Annotated in this window: 11 protein-coding genes and 1 pseudogene; 10 read left to right on the top strand and 2 right to left on the bottom strand. The window is 43.2% G+C overall.

The window, feature by feature from the left end; genetic code table 11:
* Nucleotides 1-312: 312 nt before the first annotated feature.
* The 9 genes and pseudogenes from BM210_RS29950 (at nucleotide 313) to BM210_RS29990 (ending at nucleotide 14,249) form a co-directional block, all read left to right on the top strand.
* Nucleotides 313-1,935, top strand: a complete 1,623-nt coding sequence (locus BM210_RS29950) for a type 2 periplasmic-binding domain-containing protein (protein WP_256224146.1) — start codon at nucleotides 313-315, stop codon at nucleotides 1,933-1,935.
* Nucleotides 1,936-2,024: 89 nt separating this feature from the next.
* Nucleotides 2,025-2,993, top strand: coding sequence for an ABC transporter permease (locus tag BM210_RS29955; protein ID WP_091176232.1), 969 nt, complete (start codon nucleotides 2,025-2,027; stop codon nucleotides 2,991-2,993).
* Between the two features lie 57 nt (nucleotides 2,994-3,050).
* Nucleotides 3,051-3,881, top strand: coding sequence for a carbohydrate ABC transporter permease (locus BM210_RS29960; RefSeq protein WP_091176285.1), 831 nt, complete (start codon nucleotides 3,051-3,053; stop codon nucleotides 3,879-3,881).
* A 75-nt stretch (nucleotides 3,882-3,956) separates the two neighbouring features.
* Nucleotides 3,957-6,359 (top strand): helix-turn-helix domain-containing protein, encoded by a 2,403-nt coding sequence (locus BM210_RS29965; RefSeq protein WP_091176233.1) that lies wholly within the window; start codon nucleotides 3,957-3,959, stop codon nucleotides 6,357-6,359.
* Between the two features lie 37 nt (nucleotides 6,360-6,396).
* Nucleotides 6,397-11,724, top strand: coding sequence for an S-layer homology domain-containing protein (locus BM210_RS29970; RefSeq protein ID WP_091176235.1), 5,328 nt, complete (start codon nucleotides 6,397-6,399; stop codon nucleotides 11,722-11,724).
* Nucleotides 11,725-11,944: 220 nt separating this feature from the next.
* Entirely contained in the window at nucleotides 11,945-12,361 is a 417-nt protein-coding gene (locus BM210_RS29975) for a GNAT family N-acetyltransferase (RefSeq protein ID WP_091176236.1), read from the top strand.
* Between the two features lie 226 nt (nucleotides 12,362-12,587).
* Nucleotides 12,588-13,502 carry a phosphotransferase gene (locus BM210_RS29980; RefSeq protein ID WP_091176238.1) on the top strand — a complete coding sequence of 305 codons (915 nt, stop codon included), beginning with the start codon at nucleotides 12,588-12,590 and terminating at the stop codon, nucleotides 13,500-13,502.
* Between the two features lie 248 nt (nucleotides 13,503-13,750).
* Nucleotides 13,751-13,843 (top strand): annotated as a pseudogene (locus tag BM210_RS35910) (MerR family DNA-binding transcriptional regulator); the annotation flags it as partial.
* Between the two features lie 121 nt (nucleotides 13,844-13,964).
* Nucleotides 13,965-14,249, top strand: a complete 285-nt coding sequence (locus BM210_RS29990; RefSeq protein ID WP_177238087.1) for a hypothetical protein — start codon at nucleotides 13,965-13,967, stop codon at nucleotides 14,247-14,249.
* Nucleotides 14,250-14,686: 437 nt separating this feature from the next.
* Here the strand turns inward: BM210_RS29990 and BM210_RS29995 are convergent, their stop codons facing one another.
* The gene (locus BM210_RS29995; RefSeq protein ID WP_091176239.1) at nucleotides 14,687-15,502 is read right to left on the bottom strand and encodes an ABC transporter permease; all 816 of its coding nucleotides are present in this window, start codon (nucleotides 15,500-15,502) and stop codon (nucleotides 14,687-14,689) included.
* A complete protein-coding gene (locus tag BM210_RS30000; RefSeq protein ID WP_091176241.1) occupies nucleotides 15,499-16,515 on the bottom strand; it encodes an ATP-binding cassette domain-containing protein in 1,017 nt (338 codons plus the stop codon). The genes BM210_RS29995 and BM210_RS30000 overlap by 4 nt, the downstream gene beginning before the upstream one ends.
* 484 nt (nucleotides 16,516-16,999) lie before the next feature.
* On the opposite strand from BM210_RS30000, the gene BM210_RS30005 reads away from it, so the two are divergent.
* Entirely contained in the window at nucleotides 17,000-18,202 is a 1,203-nt protein-coding gene (locus BM210_RS30005; RefSeq protein WP_091176242.1) for a macrolide family glycosyltransferase, read from the top strand.
* Nucleotides 18,203-18,284: the final 82 nt, after the last annotated feature.

The raw sequence follows: 18,284 nt of genomic DNA on the forward strand, positions 1-18,284 counted from the left end.
TTCTACAGTGCATCACCATCAATTGTAAGTGCAGAACCGGATTATGTTCCGAATCATAAAAAAACACAGCACATTCCAAGTTTCTTCCATGTCGTTCATAAATCTAAAATTGTATGATCAAGGATATACATACATATGTCCGAACTGCTTTTAACAGCTTTTTCTTTATATTTGAAGGTTCGCATTAAAATATGTATGCCCTTCGATATTTAGAATCGCCTGTCTTTATGAAAAATTCGAGGTTTCAATTAGAATACGCTTTCAATAATATAAGGTTTGACTAAAAGCATTTAATAAAGGGAGGCGTTATTATTGTTCACAGGAAAATCCGCCAAAACAGCCCAAGCGGTGTTGTCCATAACATTAGTTTTATCGGTTATATCCGGGTGTGTTCCAGGAAGTAACAAGGAAGGCAAATCAACAAAAGCTAAAGACGCAGAGACAGCGGCAAAGCTAACTTCATTAACTTATTGGGCGGCATTGAACCCAGCGGCTGCAGCTACAATGAAAAGCTACAATGAAATGGAAGCGTATAAGGAAATGGAGCGAATTACTGGAGTTAAGGTTGACTTCCAACATCCTCCTCAAGGAGGTACTGCAGAAAAGGAGCAGTTCAATCTGATGCTTACGTCCGGAACTCTTCCAGATGTCATTGAGTACAATTGGAATGGCTATCCTGGAGGACCTGAGAAGGCGATCAAAGATAACCGGATCGTCAAGTTAAATGACTATATTGACAAATACGCACCTAACTACAAAAAGGTACTAGACTCGAATCCAGAATGGAAAAAGCAGGTGACTACTGATGATGGCAGCATTGTCGGGTTTCATTTTATACGCGGCGACCGTTCCTTGCAGATATTTAGAGGAGCTATTATCCGAGAAGACTGGTTGAACAAATTGGGGTTGAAGAAGCCAACCACCATCGATGAGTGGTACACCGTTCTGAAAGCGTTTAAGGAGAAGGATCCGAATGGCAATGGCAAAGCAGATGAAGTCCCGCTGCTGCTATCTCTTTCTGAATTGAAGAATACTCAAGCGTTTGTTGGGGCATATGGCGTGTCGAGCGGCTTTTATAAAGAAGGGAATACTGTCAAATACGGACCGATTGAGCAGGGTTATAAGGAATTTTTGACAACGATGAACAAATGGTACAAAGAAGGCTTGATCGATAGGGACTTTGCGGCAACAGATACTAAGCTTCTAGATGCCAAGGTCACTGGTAACCAACTCGGAGCTATTGTTGGAGCTGCAGGTGGAGCTCTCGGCAAATATATGAATCTCATGGCTTCGAAGGATAAAACCTTTAAGCTGAGTGGAGTGCCCTACCCTGTGCTGAAAGCTGGCGACAAGCCGCAGTTCGGACATTTTGATCAACCGGTACCGGGGAAATCTGCGGCCATCACAACTAGCAATAAGAATATTGTGGAAACGATTAAATGGCTGGATATGGGTTACAGCGAGCAAGGACATATGCTCTTTAATTTCGGTAAAGAAGGCGTAAGCTACAAACTTGAGAATGGCTACCCGAAATATACGGATACCATTACCAATAATCCAGACGGCTTGCCGATGAGTCAAGCTATTGCCAAGCATAACCGCGCTTCCTGGGATGGGATCATGGTACAGGATAAACGGTATTCCGACCAGTATCAAAGTCAAGTTCCAGAGCAATTGGAAGCCATCGATATATGGTCGACACCGATTAACGAGAAGGTAATGCCTCCGGTTACTCCAAACAAAGATGAATCGGGTAAATATGCCTCTGTCATGACCGACATTAATACATACAAAGATGAGATGTACAACAAGTTTATTATGGGTGCTGAGCCTATCGAAAATTTTGATAAGTATGTCAAGACATTAAAAGGTATGGGGATTGACGACGCCATTAACATTCAACAAGCTGCTCTTGAAAGATATAACAAGCGATAACAACAGCTTATGGAGGATGCAGGGGATTATCGTTAAATCCTCTGCTGAACCCTGCTGCTGGTATTTGGTTAAGAAAGGAAGTGGTTATTATGGCAATGATGGAGAATAAGCTTTCCGTTAATACTCGGGGAGGTAGCCAAGATAAAGAAAGTAAAATGACATTTATCCTAAAGGACTTAAAGAGAAATAAATACATTTATATGATGCTGCTGCCGGTGTTGGCGTACTATGGAATATTCCAATATGGACCTATGTACGGTTTGCAGATTGCCTTCAAGGATTACAGCCCTGGCTTAGGAATCTGGGGGAGCGAATGGGTTGGTTTTCAGCATTTTAAAGAATTTTTTAATGGATTTTATTTCTGGAGACTTATCAAGAATACACTTCTCATCAATATATATGAGCTCTTGTTTGCTTTCCCAGCCGCCATTATTTTAGCGTTACTTTTAAATGAAATTCGCAGTAGTATGTTCAAAAGAATCGTGCAGACGGTTTCATATTTGCCGCATTTTATATCTATCGTTGTTGTTGTAGGGATGATGGTTGATTTTCTCTCCCGAGACGGCCTGATTAATCAATTACTCGTCATAATCGGTTTTGAGTCTATCGTTTTTCTGCGCGAGCCGGAATGGTTTCGATTTCTCTTTGTTTCCTCAGGTGTCTGGCAAGGGATTGGATGGGGTTCCATTATTTATTTAGCTGCCATGGCTAACATCGATCCAACCCTATATGAGGCTGCCAAAATGGATGGGGCTGGCAGGTGGAAGCAGACTCTGCACATTACGATTCCAGGTATTATGCCGACAATTGTTATTTTGCTGATCCTGAATATGGGCTCCATGTTGAGCGTTGGTAGTGAAAAAGTACTGTTGATGTACAACCCGTCAACCTATTCTACCGCTGATGTCATATCCACTTACGTGTATCGAAAAGGGATCTTGGAAGCGAGCTACAGCTATACCGCTGCAGTAGGCTTGTTCAACTCCGTCATCTCCTTCATCCTCATCGTTAGTGCTAACAGCATCAGTAAGCGCTTTAGTGATAATAAGCTATGGTAAGGGGGAGCCATCTTGAGAATTAGCCCAAGTGAAAAGGTATTCGGCGTTTTTAATACGATGCTGATGTTATTGCTGTGTTTTATGACGATGTATCCATTTCTCTATGTTTTACTCGCTTCATTAAGTGATCCTGCTCGGGTTGCTATGCACAGGGGATTACTGCTCATACCGCTTGGTTTCACCATAGATGCGTATAAAGCTGTTTTGGATAATCCAATGATTGGGACTGGCTATCAAAATACAATATTTTATGTCGTCGTTGGCACAGCGCTCAACTTGTTTATGACTGCTTTAGGCGCCTATGCGCTATCCCGGAGAAACGTATATTTCAAGGATTTCATTATGTTTGCTGTCGTCTTTACCATGGTGTTTCATGGGGGACTGATCCCAACCTATCTTGTTGTAGGCAATTTAGGGCTGCTGAACACCCCGTGGGCGTTAATTGTTCCAGGCGCGATCAGCACCTTTAATTTAATTATTATGCGTACCGCCTTTCAACAAGTGCCGATCAGCCTTGAGGAATCAGCGCGAATAGACGGTGCCAACGATTTTACGATATTATATCGCGTCATCATCCCGCTCTCGATGCCGGTTATTGCCGTTATGATATTATGGTATGCCGTATCTCACTGGAATTCTTATTTCAGCGCCTTAATCTACTTGAGAGATCGGGAGCTGTATCCCCTTCAGCTGATTTTGCGAGAGATTCTGGTCAACAACAACACGGACAGCATGATGACCGGTGCTGGGACTTTAGACAAAATTGATGTGGGGGAAACGATTAAATATGCTACGATCATCGTCTCCACCTTGCCCATCCTGATCCTCTACCCGTTCTTGCAAAAATATTTTGTCAAAGGGATTATGATCGGTGCTATCAAGGAATGAATGGGTTTAATGGAAGAACATTTTGAGGGCTTTCTGAATGAAGTTATAGCCCGATTTTGAGGAGGTTATCTTACTATGCTGCCTTATGTTAGAAATCTCCTTACAAATAAGAGGCATAACAACCGAAGTGTGTTTATTAGTATGTTAATATCCAATATCGTTATTTTATTGCTGCCCTTAGTGATCGGATTCTTTCTGTACACTAAGGTGGAGCAAATTATGATGGCTAACGCAAGCCGTTCTAATTTGGCCATGCTGGAACAACTGCGGCTGACGATGGATAACCATTTTAAAGAAGTCAACCAATTAGCTCAGCAAATTGTTTTTAATCCGAAGATCGACCAGTTGTTAAGCAACGATAGCACTGAGGATCGGTATAGTGAAATCGAGTTTATCCGATATTTGAAGACCTACCAAAAAATAGACAGCGGTTTTATTAAAGACTATTATGTATATTTTCAAGGCAGTAATACGATCCTTTCTCCATCCATTCGAACGGATTCTCAAACCTTCTATGACCGTTATTACAAGTATGAGAATTTGAGTTACGAACAGTGGAAGAAGGAGCTGCTGGAAAGCTATCATAATATGCATTATCTCCCCACTGCCCGCATATTGCGGGATGGTGGGATGGGCATGATGAATAATCAGGATCGTATGCCCATCAACGTCATCACTTATGTGCATTCGCTGCCCGTCCGCGAAGTCTCGGATATTCGTGGAAGTTTAATAATCCTCTTGGACGAACAGCAGATAAAGGATAGGCTGAAACAGATTGAGGCAGCCAATCAAAGTGCTATATACATTATCAATGATAAACAAAATGTGATCTTGAGTACCACGGATGAATATGAGCTTTCAAGTGCTCTTTTTGACAAATTGACGAATCCTACGGGTTTGTTCGATTACTCGTTGAATGGTAAGGACATGATGGTCTCCTATACGACCACGGATGAGGCAGGATGGAAGTATATCTCGGTGATGTTGAAGGATCATTATATGAAGCCGGTCTATAGCATTAAGATGACTGCGTTCGGGTTGTTTATACTATGCCTGGTTGTCGGAGTGGGATTCGCTTACCTGGCTGCCTACCGGAATTACAGCCCGGTCAAACATATGGTTACTGCCATTATGCAGGGTAAGCGAACCGTAACTCGTCCTTCAGGGGACGAATATGAATTTATTCGTGAATCCATCGAAGGCTCGATTATCGAGGAGAAACAGCTGCGGGACACACTCTCCCAGCAGGCTTCCGTTGTTAGGGCAAATTTCTTGTCTCGCTTGATTCGGGGACAAGTCGATTTAAGCCAGATTCAATCTACGGAGTCACTTGGGTTCTTGAATTTAACTCCATTTGTATACAGCTCTTATGCTGTTATGGTGATTCAAGTGGACGATGCTTCCCACTTTACTCATAATCAATCGGAGAAACAATGGGCTCTCATCCGGTTCATTATTTCCAATATCGGCATGGATATGGTCAATGAAGGTCACATAGGGTACGATGTCGATCTGGACCGTGATCGTCTCGCGTTCCTTATCAACCTTGACGACGACGGACAGGGAACAGCTGCCGATGAGCTCAAGTTTATAGCCCATTCGCTCAAGCAAGTCGTCGAAACCCGATTCAAGCTGATCCTTACTGTGGCGATTAGCAAGGTGCATGAAAGTCTGGAGGAGATCGGTGAAGGCTACGAAGAAGCACTTGCAGCGTTAGATTATAAAATGATTATGGGTCAAAGTGTAATTATTTGCTATGACGACATCAAGGATACAGAGCTGCACTATCATTATCCGATCGAAACCGAAGCACAGCTGATGAACCTAGTGAAAAGCGGAGATTTTGAAAATGTTGAGAAGCTGCTTGATAATATTTACGAGCTCAATTTCTCTTCGGATAAATTAACGCCTGAACTCGGTACCTGTATTTTTTTCAATATGGTGAGTACATTGCTTAAAATTATGAATGCCTCAAATATTGGTTACGGTGGGATGGAAGAGGAGGGCATATTCGATCCTATTAAGCAAATCCAGAGTAGTGGTACAGCACAAGAGATGCATGAGAAAACGAAACGGTTTTACAAGCAGCTTACAAGACTGCTGCAGTCTGAGCGAAGCGGTCACAGTGATCTGTTGCTCGCCGACATTAAGCGGTTTATCGACGGGCGATGCACGGATCCGAATCTCGGACTCGCGATGATTTCCAGCCACTGTGGGAAGACTCCACAATATATATCCACTTTTTTTAAAAAAGCTAGCGGGCATAACATAACAGATTATATATCTAGAATTCGTATCGATCAGGCAAAAATCCTTATGGAAAACAAAGCTTTGACAAACCTTCAAATTGCGCAAATGGTTGGATACATGAACGATTTGGCCTTTATACGCGTATTCAAAAAAATTGAAGGAGTCACACCTGGCAAGTACCGTGAAAGCCTTTCGGATGATACGGTTTATGAAGCTGAAACCACATAAAACCTATTAATACAAATAATTTTAAGGAGTGAGGTATATGATCAAGAAGTTTAACAAGAGGATATCGATCTTATTAGTATTCACTTTTATTATCAGTCTAGGCATCCTGCCAGAACAAGCAGCGCGTGCGGCATCAAGTAAAACCGACATTGCGCCGAGTACGTTAACGAGCAACATAAACGTAAAGGCAAGTTCAGAAAATTCTACTAAAAAAGCAACGTTTGCGGTCGATCATACCGGCGGTTCCAGCAGCTTGTGGCAAATTGGTGGAACAGCTACGAACATTTTTCCGGAAGAAGGAAAGACAAGTTCTCTTTGGCTAGCGATAGATTTGGGATCGGTGAAAACCTTTGATGAAGTCAGCTTTGATATTCCGACTGTTTCTAGCAATGTTTATGCGCGCATGTCGGACTATGAAGTCGTATACACATCAAATGCAAATACTTGGACAAACTTACCTGCCTTAAATAACTCAAGTCGTACTACCTATGACTGGGGCGCAGACTCCTGGACACTCGCAAAAAAGGTTACCGTTCCCAGCAGCATAGTTCCAAGTGATCCGAATTGGGGTTCGCTCACACCGATTAATGCCGATTGGACTGCCACAACCACTGGAACATTCACAGCTCCCGTTACGGCACGATATGTGATGATCCATTTTACGCTGAAGTACGGCAAAGCAGGTGCGATAGGAATGTCAAACCTTAAGATTTTGAAAACTGCTGATGCTGTTCTTCCTAAGTACGCCGATACTTATTTGAACGAACCAGGTAGCGGTTACGCCATTATCACGCCTGACTATCCTGGAATGAATCTCACAATCGGTCGTCCGGCTGTAATAGACGCAAACGCAGCTTCTAGAAAGTTTCCTGTTTTCAATATCAAGAAAGCGCTTTCTGGAACCTCGATTACTGGAACACTCCTTGCTCCAGACGGTTCAAAGGTATACAGCTTTCCTGTGACCCATGTAGATGCAGGCGGCAATGCCGTCATGTCTATTCCTGATTCCATAACACTGGCTAAAGGAACTTATAGGGTGGAATTCGCACTTTCAAATAACGGCAATACTTTTTATGACAGCTACTACTTTACAGCAATTCCTAGTTTCAGAAATTACATGTCAACGCCGAATACGATAAATTCCAATAATGCAAATGTGGCCAATGTGAACCCTGATTCATGGACCAATCATGCATATCCAGCCTTACAACTGGACGGTTCGGGTAAAATCTTCTATGCACCGGATTACAAAGGGAATCAAGTCATGGATTATTCGGCTGTTGGTTATCAAGGTGGAGGAGTAGCTATTCCTAATGTGCCGGTACGTGTGAAAGTAGCGCCTCTCGCCAATAATACCGAAGATTCGTGGCAGGCGATCCAGGATGCTATTGACTATGTTTCAATCTACCCCATTCAGTCGGATGGCTTCCGCGGTGCCGTATATCTGGAGCCGGGAGTGTTCCGTATCAGTAAACCGCTTAATGTGACCACATCAGGGGTCGTGATACGGGGAGCAGGTTCGGGAACGGTTACTCCAATTGTCGGCGATGGCTCGGTTCAAAATCCGTATGACGAACAAATCGCAAGTGAAGGTGCAGAGCCGGGTGTTACGAAACTGATATCAACTTGGAAGCTAACTGATTCGTTCACTCCATCTACAGACCATGCTACAACGACGGGCAGTCCTTATTCAAAAGGTTCCAACAGCACATTAATTAATTTTAACGGTCAAGGGGTAACCCAATCCGCATCCACTACCATCACGGATCAATATGTAGGTGCAGGACAATATGCCGTGCATGTTGCAAGCACATCCGGTCTTTCGGTTGGCGATAGTGTATCTGTACAAAAGGCGATTAATGTGAATTGGGTGAAGGCTATGTATATGGATAATGTGGACGGTGCGAGCAACTGGCTGCCTAATGGCAACCTGGAGAGCGGCTTTGCCGGTACACCGTTCACATCTGAACGTACGATCAAGAGCATTGACACCGTCACAAACAAGATCACATTTACAGAGCCTCTTGCAGATAATCTCGACATGCGCTGGGGTGTTTCCAAAGTTGTAAAAATAGTAGAGGACGGTCGTATTAAACAAGTAGGCGTTGAAAATATTCAAGGTATCTCGCATTTTTATAATACAACGAAGCCCAGCCTGTCCAGATACGGGGACAATTATCGCTCTTATAATGACGAAAACCACGCTCAAGTATTTGTAGCGATGGTGAATGTTCGTGACGGATGGATGCGTAATTTTACGACCTATCACATTGACAGCGCATTTGTTACTGAGGGCAATTCTCGTAATATAACGGTTCAAGACGGAAATGTCTTGGATCCTGTCAGCCTTATGGATGCAGGGGAGCGGCGTTATTCAATCTACTTTAAAAAATCGGAATTCATGTTTACACAGCGGGTGTACTCGAGATATATGCGTCATGCATTTATCGTTGATTCTTATACTTCTGGTCCCAATGTATTCTACAACAGCACAAGCGAGTATACGTCCAATGCGTCTGAGCCGCATTTCCGTTGGTCGTCCGGAGGACTGTACGATAATGTTGCGGCACGCATATACCTACAAAACAGATGGAACATGGGAACCTCCCATGGTTGGGCAGGTGTTAACTATCTGCTTTATAATTTTACCGGCCCCTTTATTGCTACGCAGCCACAGCTTACGCCTAATTATGTGATCGGGCATCTATTTGATAGCAACACCAATCGTTTGGGATCAGCTACCGACCCGTTGACTGGTCGTCAGAAGACCGATAAGACAGACTCTGCGAATATGGCAAGCGCCGGGCTTAATGGCGGCAAGGTGCCGAATTTTGAAGCATACGAATACAGCATGACAAATAAAGTAACGCCAGCGGCCAACAATATGCCGGATAGTCTCTATGTGAAGCAGCTTATCAATAGTCATGGTGCGCAGGCGGCTACTATTCTCACAGAAAATACCGTTCCGCCAATCAATGATCAATCAAGCACTCAGCGGCCTAAGCTCATAGATCTTAAAGTCGGTGGACAGACGCTTTCTGGATTTTCACCGGATATTTACAGGTATTCCTATACACTTCCTCTTGATTATGACTACTCCAAAAAAGTGGAGGTAACTGCCCAAGCAGGTGCGGGGATAACGGTTGACATTGCTTATCCTCAAGATATAAGCAGTGAGATGGTTCAAATTACGCTTACGGATGCAAAAGGTGTGAAAAATTTTTATAGTGTATCCATGAACATGATTTATAAGTCGCCAATCGTGGCTGCAAGCGACCAGCAGGTGGACTCGAGCAATTTCAATTATGCAGTAAATGTATTGAACCCTGCTGATTATGCAGGCAGCAATTCGCTTCGTTGGGCGGCCAGTGGCTCGGCATGGATTAGAATGTATTTAGGAGAAACAACGAAACGGGTTACTGGAGTGCAGGTTGGATTTATCCAGCATGCTACCAATACACGTTTCTATAAGTTAAGAGTCGAATACTCGATGGATGGGCAAAACTGGTCGTATGTCCCGTCGGGTACAGTGACAAGCGACACGACAGCCTCGCCGGTATCGTGGAATAATGAGGCGGATACGTATATTAACTCACTAACGCTCAATCCAGCTAATGTATTATCGGCAGCAAACACCTTGCAGACGTTCATGTTTGATAAGCCTGTACAAGCACGATTTATTAGAATTGCCGGAAATGGTAATACGACAGGTACGGCTAGCAACGCTTGGAATTCTTATTGGAGGCTGCGTCCTGCTTATGAGCAGGCAGATCTACAATATACGGCTCCTACTGGAGTCGCTATTTCCGGACCGTCGACCCTTAATTCTACTGACTCTATACAGCTTCAGGCACTAATTACCCCAAACACCGCCACGGTGAAAGAGGTAGTTTGGACATCAAGTAATCCCGCTATTGCAACTGTGGATTCAACCGGTAAGGTAACAGCTGCTGCAGCTGGAAAAGTAACAATTACCGCAACTACCGTTGATGGTAAGTTTATTTCTGCTGGTGTGCTTCAACAAGCAGCGAGCACACATGACTTGATCATTACTAAAAGCAGTAATGCTGATTTGAGCGATTTGACATTGTCAAACGGTATCTTAAGTCCTGCATTTGCTGCCGATACAATGGACTACACTTCGTATGTGGCTGTAGGAGTACCCCGACTTACTGTAACAGCAATTGTATTTGATACTAACGCAACAATGACTGTGAACGGAAATCAAGTTATAAGTGGTCAAGAAAGCGGAGATATTCAACTGCAGATAGGAGGTAATACGATTAACGTTGCAGTAACAGCGGAGGACGGTACAACGAAGACCTACAATATCATCGTTAACCGGCTTCCGGGTAATAGTGTCAGCAGTGGCGGGGGTGGGATCTCAAACCAAAGCGGCAGTAAAGAAACCGCAACGGATGGTAAGCTAACACTTCCTGTAGGCAAGTCGGGCGAAGTTAGTTTAGGTGGTGAAATTATAATCTCCATTCCAGCCAATGCTACAGACAAAGAATTGAAGTTAACGATTGAAAAAGTGATGGACACTAAAGCTCTCCTTAAGAATAATCAGGTACTGGCTAGCTCTATATTTGAGATCCTGAAAAATTTTCCGGAGAATTTTAATAATTCTATCACGCTAACCTTTACTTTCGATCCAGCAAGCTATAAGAGCAACCAAAGGGTGGGCATCTTTTACTATGATGAGTTGAAGCAAGTATGGGAAGAAGTCAAGGGTGGAAAAATTAACGGCAATACGATTACCGCTGAGGTAAATCACTTTACGAAATACGCGGTACTCGTCGTAGATCCAGTGACGGATAAGCCAAACCCAGTTGTCAGCTTGTACGATATCCCTGGACATTGGGCAGAGATTAACATTAATAAAGCAGTCAGCAAAGGAATTATCAGCGGTTACCCGGACGGTACATTTAAGCCGGATCATACGGTGACAAGAGCGGAATTTGTCGTCATGCTGATGAACACACGGCTGCCGCAAGGTGAAGGAGCGACTCTGAGCTTCACAGACAATGTGGAGATCGGAAGCTGGGCGCAGAATGCCGTTGCGCGTGCGTTACAAGCAGGTATTGTTAAAGGCTATGAGGACGGAAGCTTCTGGCCGAATGCAGAAATTACACGAGCTGAGATGGCTTTGATGCTCGCCAATGCTTATGGTCTGGCTATCGATGCTGATACAGTTACCGGCTTCGCGGATGACAAAGACGTTCCAGATTGGTCTAAAGGTGCTGTAGCGGTAATGAAGAAGCAAAAACTTCTCGAGGGTAAAGGAGACAACACTTTTGCCCCTCTGGCTCCAGCAACGAGAGCCGAAGCAGTAACAGTTCTGCTGAACCTGTCCGCTCAATAAAGTAAATATCCTATCAACCATTTGAAACAGCGAGAAAGGGTTATTCTGCAGGTAGTCGAACAGACTGCTTGAGGGATAACCTTTTTTGCGGTTTAGTGATTGGTCAGAAAAATACTTTTGGTTTTACGTATTGTGCAATAAATCAACCCAAAAAAAGGAGAATTAATGTATGGCTCGAATAGTAAAATTGTACATTTTTATATGAAAAAAGGAGGGGCATATGAGTACAATCAGAGAGATGACCATAAATGATTACGAACAAATGATTGAATTGTGGAACGACATTGAGGGGTTAGCTTTAAGTAACGCCGATTCCAGAGAAAACATTACTATGTATTTAAACAGAAATAAAGGATTAAGTTATGTTTGCGAACAAAATAGTAAAATTATAGGTACAATTTTGTGTGGGCATGACGGAAGAAGAGGTTTCATTTACCATGTGACTGTGAATCCAGAATATCGAAAACAAAAGATCGGCAATAAACTCGTACAAACAAGTTTAGAAAAATTAAGTCAAGAAGGAATCGATAAGTGCCACATATTTGTAATTGAGGACAATATAGTTGGAAATGGCTTCTGGACTTCAACTGGCTGGGAGAAAAGAAGCGGATTTTTTGTTTATTCAAGGAACACATAAGGAAAATTGTCAAATACATTGTTGTGCTTACCAAGTACGATAATTCGATACAGAAACCGCTGCCGCGAGGCAACCATCATTGTGGGCAGAGAAATGAAATTTATTTTTGGGGGAATCCATTTGAACCGTCCACTATTGAGAGCGGAGGAGTTTGCTGTGCAGCAGATTCCTTTTTTTGTTACTTGAAGTAACAGCTACAATTTTTGCGAGAGAGGCGATAAGGGATATGGGTAGTTCGAATCAATGGGATGCAGAATGGGAAGTTACAGAAGAATTGGCTCGTCAATTAATAAGCAGTCAGTTTCCGCAGTTAGCTTCAAAAAGCGTACAAAAACTAGGACATGGCTGGGATAACACTGTTTTTCTTGTCGGGGCCGAATATGTATTTCGTTTTCCAAGAAGAGAAGTTTCCATTAATCGTTTAAGGATGGAAGGAAAGATACTACCTAAGCTTAAAGATTATTTTTCCATTGCCTTTTCCTTACCGATATTTTTTGGGGAAGGGGATTATGATTATCCTGCACCCTTCCTAGGCTACCCCTATTTATCCGGAGAGTTTCCAATCGGATTAACGGACAAGCAACGTGCGTTATCAGCAACAACGCTCGCACAATTTTTAAAAAGCTTACATGCATTCCCTGTGAAAATTGCCCAAGAAAATGGGGTTCAACATGACCATAGAAATCTGACTGATATTGCGATGCGTAAGGAAAAGATGCATAAATTCATTTCCGACTTTGCCCATCATTTTAGTGGAGAAGAGTATAGTGCATTATCGAATTATTTGGAACAGCTCAGAACGGAAAGGGTGAAACCAAAGTACGTATTCCTTCATGGTGACCTTCATTTTAAAAATATGCTGGTAGATGAGAATGGAAGAGTTACAGGGATTATTGACTGGGGAGATATCCATATAGGACATCCTGCTTGTGACTTGAATGTTGTGTATAGCTTTTTACCTCCGGATGTGCGTTCTGACTTTTTTAAAGAATATGGGGATGTAGATGAAGAAACGAAGGTGTTAGCTCGATTGATTGCCATATATATTCCCATTTTGATAATGATGCAGGCAATTGATGATAAAGATGAAAGGTTGGTTGATGAAGCAAAAAGGAACATAAAACGTGCTCTCGATGATTAAGAATCTGGCTACAACAGCGATTGGAAGAAGGGTCTGCTTTCGCAGCGTCTCCCTGCTGACCGGATGTTTGGTACATCTTATATAGTGAAAGAAAAACACCTCATTTTCATGCAAATATTTTAAAAATATCATTTTGCACTTGAAACTTACGTAACGGAATGTTCTATGATGTGGGTACCGGTAAAAACTTCGCGCGAAAAAAGGGGATGATCATGAAACGGGAGTGGAAAGTTGGAGGACATGCTTAATTGGCAGGATTAACGGTTCGAGCGTTGCTATACTACGACCAGATCGGTTTGTACTCGCCATCCGGTCATACTGACTCCGGACACAGAATCTATATCAGCGGCCTCCATGCTACAAACCAGCGGTGAATTCGCCTTCGCACTTGGTATCGCAGTCTTGGGCAGCATCGGTACGGTCGTTTATCGCAATCAAGTGGCGAACGCTATTCCCACCGACTTGCCGGCGTCCGCGTTACAAGCCACCCGCGACAGCTTGGCCGGTGCCACAGCTATAGCGGAAGGTCTCTCAGAACAAGTCGGTAAGGCACTGCTCACGGGGGCACGCGAAGCTTTTACGAGCGGGATGCACGCCGTTGCGGCAGTCAGCGGCGCCATCATGCTTGTTATCATCGTCCTTGTCGTTACGCGTCTTCGTCACTTACGACCAATCGGAGAGACTCAGTCTAACCAAGCCGGAAGTATTTCAGAAGTAGCACCCGGCACTGCCAAAGAATCAAGGTAGTTGCACTACGAAGTCATGATTAAGTAAGATACCAACCAGTATGGGCACTGTCCAATACCAATCAATACCTTAAATGATTGGACTGTAAACACTCCATAATTAAATCCTGAGATAAATGCCGGATAGGATCGAAGTCTTAAAGGCCTACACTACACACTTACATGTATTCAATGTATTGTGGAAGGAGCGTCACAAAGCCGACCAAAACTGGAACAATACAGTCTTGGTCGGCTATTTTCTGTTGTTCAATTCCCTCAGCACGATTTAGTTTTCTTACGCATGTTCACTGATTCGGAATTTTGATACTCGGCTTGTCGAGTGATCGTACCGTTTCATCTTAAATTAAGAAAAAAACGCCAAGCCGGACGAGATTCAGGGCTTAGCGTATATTAAAGTCAAAATGTTGGCGGGGCACAAATCAGGTAATTCGACAAAAGTTATGTCCGGCGCATATAGGCAATTACTGTAATTGGTGCAAAGATTGCTACAATGACAACTGCACCGATAAGGGAGATGATGAGATCCCAACCAACGGTTCCAAAGTTGGCAAGTTCTCGTACGGCAGATACGAGGTGAGAGATTGGATTGATTTTAACAAACCATTGGAGCCAACCAGGCATGGTATTGACTGGTACGAAGGCGTTGGAAAGGAACGTCAGCGGAAACAGCACAATCATCGATATCCCTTGAACGCTTGAAGCAGTACGCGCAATCACGCCGAAGAAAGCGAAGATCCAACTGATTGACCAAGAGCAAAAAATGACAAGAATCGCAGCGATAGCAACATGATCCAAGCCTCCAGCGGGACGATAGCCCATAAGATATCCCATTGAAAAGGTGAGTACAGTAGCGATGGTATACCGGATAGTGTCTGCCAACAAGGCTCCTGCTAACGGAGCTATCCTTGCGATTGGCAAAGACTTGAATCGGTCAAATACGCCTTTATCCATATCCTCACGCAATTGGACCCCGGTGACGATTGAAGTAGTAATCACGGTTTGCACCAGGATGCCAGGAATAATGACGGGCAAATAGCTCAGAACGTCACCAGAGATGGCACCACCAAAGATGTAGGTAAACATTAGAGTGAATATGATCGGCTGGAGAGTGACATCAAATAATTGTTCGGGTGTGCGACGAATTTTCAAAAGCCCTCGATAGGCCATTGTCAAAGAGTTGCGTACCGTTTGGCTGAAGCTCGTGTAGTTTTTCAATCCGCGATCGGCAACCGGTTGAATTGAAGTGCTTTTCATACTCTTGCCTCCTGTACTCTGTTCGATGTATCGGATGCCAGTAAAGCGTGATCCTTAACACCTTGACCAGTTATGGTTAGAAATACTTCGTCTAGCGTTGGTTTCTGCACACTCAACTCAGCCAAATGAATACCAGCCTCGCGTAGGGAGATAAGCAGGTCTGTGACAAGGTCGGCGTTTGCCATCGGCGCAGTTATCATTCCAGTCGTCACAGTAGACTGAACCTTGAGCACCTTTTCAACGGTTCGACAGGCCTCCTCGATATCTTGTGGATGTTGCACTATTAATTGCAATGATGAGGTACCTACTGACGCTTTCAGTTCATTCACGGTGCCCTCGGCAACGACTCGTCCACGATCGATAACCGCGACCCGTTCAGCTAATTGATCTGCCTCTTCGAGGTACTGAGTTGTTAGCAGTATGGTAGACCCTGTCTTCACCAACCGACGGATCGTATCCCACATTTGTGAACGCGTGCGTGGATCCAGACCGGTAGTCGGTTCATCCAGGAAAATAAGGGGTGGCTGTGCAATGAGGCTAGCCGCCAAATCGAGTCGGCGGCGCATGCCGCCGGAGAAATTTTTCAATGGCCGTTTCGCAGCCTCTGACAACCCAAATTCCTCAAGCAACTCATCTGTCTTTTGCCGTGCCTCTGCACGCCCCAGCCCAAGCAGCCGAGAGAAGATAATTAGATTCTCTGTAGCGCTAAGTGACTCATCGACTGAAGCATACTGGCCGGTCACCCCGATCAATTGACGGACAATCTGAGACTCCTTGACAACATCGTACCCGAAGATTTTCGCTGATCCCGCATCCGGTCGAAGTAAGGTCGCCAGCATATTGATTGTGGTAGTTTTTCCGGCCCCATTAGGACCAAGCACGCCATAAATCGTACCGGCGCGCACGTTCAAATCTACGCCATCCACCGCACGATTTTGACCAAAAGATTTGATGAGTCCACGCGCTTCGATGGCCCAAACATCAGTGCTTTGCTCTCTGTATATCTGATCCATTGCAATTCCTCCTATTTAACTAGTTATTGTGGATTATAACCTGTGTTTTTAAACTGAATGTAAACAGAAAAGAAGGTCTATCGATTCAGCAAGGATATTAAACCCAAATATAAAAGCTATTTCCTTACCTTTGTTTCGTGAAACAGAGCTATCTGTTCCTGCAAGGAAATTTTTGGGCTTACAATTGAGTCCAAGTATTTGGATAGTGATTTTAAGATGTTTATGGTTAAGTGGCTATTCAAGGCATTGTGAGTCTTTCAGTGATGCAAAACGGAGGACAAAAGAAGCTTCTATACTATTAGTTAAATATGCCAATGAGCATGAATCGGTTGCATTAGTGGGACATGGTTTTTTTAATCTTTGAGTTTTTCAAGTATTGTACTATGATAAACTTGACTCCATTATTTGATTCGAGCGATGGTATGGGACGAGCCCCTTACTCTTACAAAAATTTAGAGAACAGTATACCTAAGGAGTGGTAGAAATGGCGCGTGTTTTGTTTATTAATGGTGGATCAGAAGGACATATCAATCCAACTATAGGAGTTGTGGAAGAGCTTATTTCGCGTGGAGAAGAAGTAGTGTACTTTTGTATAGAAGCTTTTCGGGAGCGTATTGAGAAGACAGGAGCTTCAGTACGAACATTTGACGATCAAAAATTTATTAAGGCCTTTATCTCAGGTGGAAGAGATTATTTACTTGAAAGAATCAACGGTCTGTTACTTACGGCAGATATAGTCATACCAAGCGTTCTTGAACAGATCAAAGGAGAGCATTTTGATTACGTCATCCATGATTCTATGTTTGGTTGTGGACGTTTACTTGCTCAAATTCTTAAGCTTCCTGCAATCAACTCCTGTACTTCTTTTGCGCAGACAAAAGCATCATTCGATAAAATGTTGGAACAACTTTCTATAAAAATTCCCACAGAAATAGTTAAACCTATAAACGATAAATTTCAAAGCCTTACGGTCATGGTGAAGGAAAAATATGATGTGGAGATCCATTCTCCTTACGAAGTGTTTTGTAATCCTGCACCACTTACAATCGTTTATACAACAAGGGAGTTTCAACCTTATGGAGAAGCGTTCGACCAAACTTATAAATTTGTAGGTCCATCCATCTCTTCACGATTAACTCAGGAAAACTTCGACTTTACTGCAATCAAGGGACAAAAACCAATTTACATTTCACTGGGTACAGTCTTTAACCAAGCAATTGATTTCTATAAGCTTTGTTTTGAGGCATTTGGGAGCACTGAACATACTATTGTTATGTCTATTGGGAATAAAACTCAAATTTCTGATTTGGGGGAAATTCCTAAAAACTTTATCGTGAAAAATTATGTTCCACAAACGGATGTACTGAAAAACACTCAATTATTTATTACACATGGTGGAATGAACAGTACCCATGAAGGTCTCTATTACGGGGTTCCACTAATTGTAATCCCACAAAGTGCGGATCAGCCGATAATTGCAGGGCAAGTTGCCAATATCGGAGCAGGCGTTCAATTACAAATGCAAAGCTTAACTGCAAATCAACTACGTGAAGCCGCAGATCATGTGTTAAGCCTCTCAACTTTCAAGAAAGCTGTAGCCAATATTAGGGAATCCTTTCAAAAATCGGGTGGGTATCATCAAGCTGTTGATGAGATTTTCAAATTTAAAAGACAATATCATATCTAAATATAAAAATTATTTATCTACTGTATGGTTGAATTTTTCCCTGTGGTTACGGCAAGAAGCAGCTTCAGAGATATGCGGTAGC

Origin of the sequence: Paenibacillus sp. 1_12, assembly GCF_900114475.1 — a bacterium.
Classification (GTDB): Bacteria; Bacillota; Bacilli; order Paenibacillales; family NBRC-103111; genus Paenibacillus_S.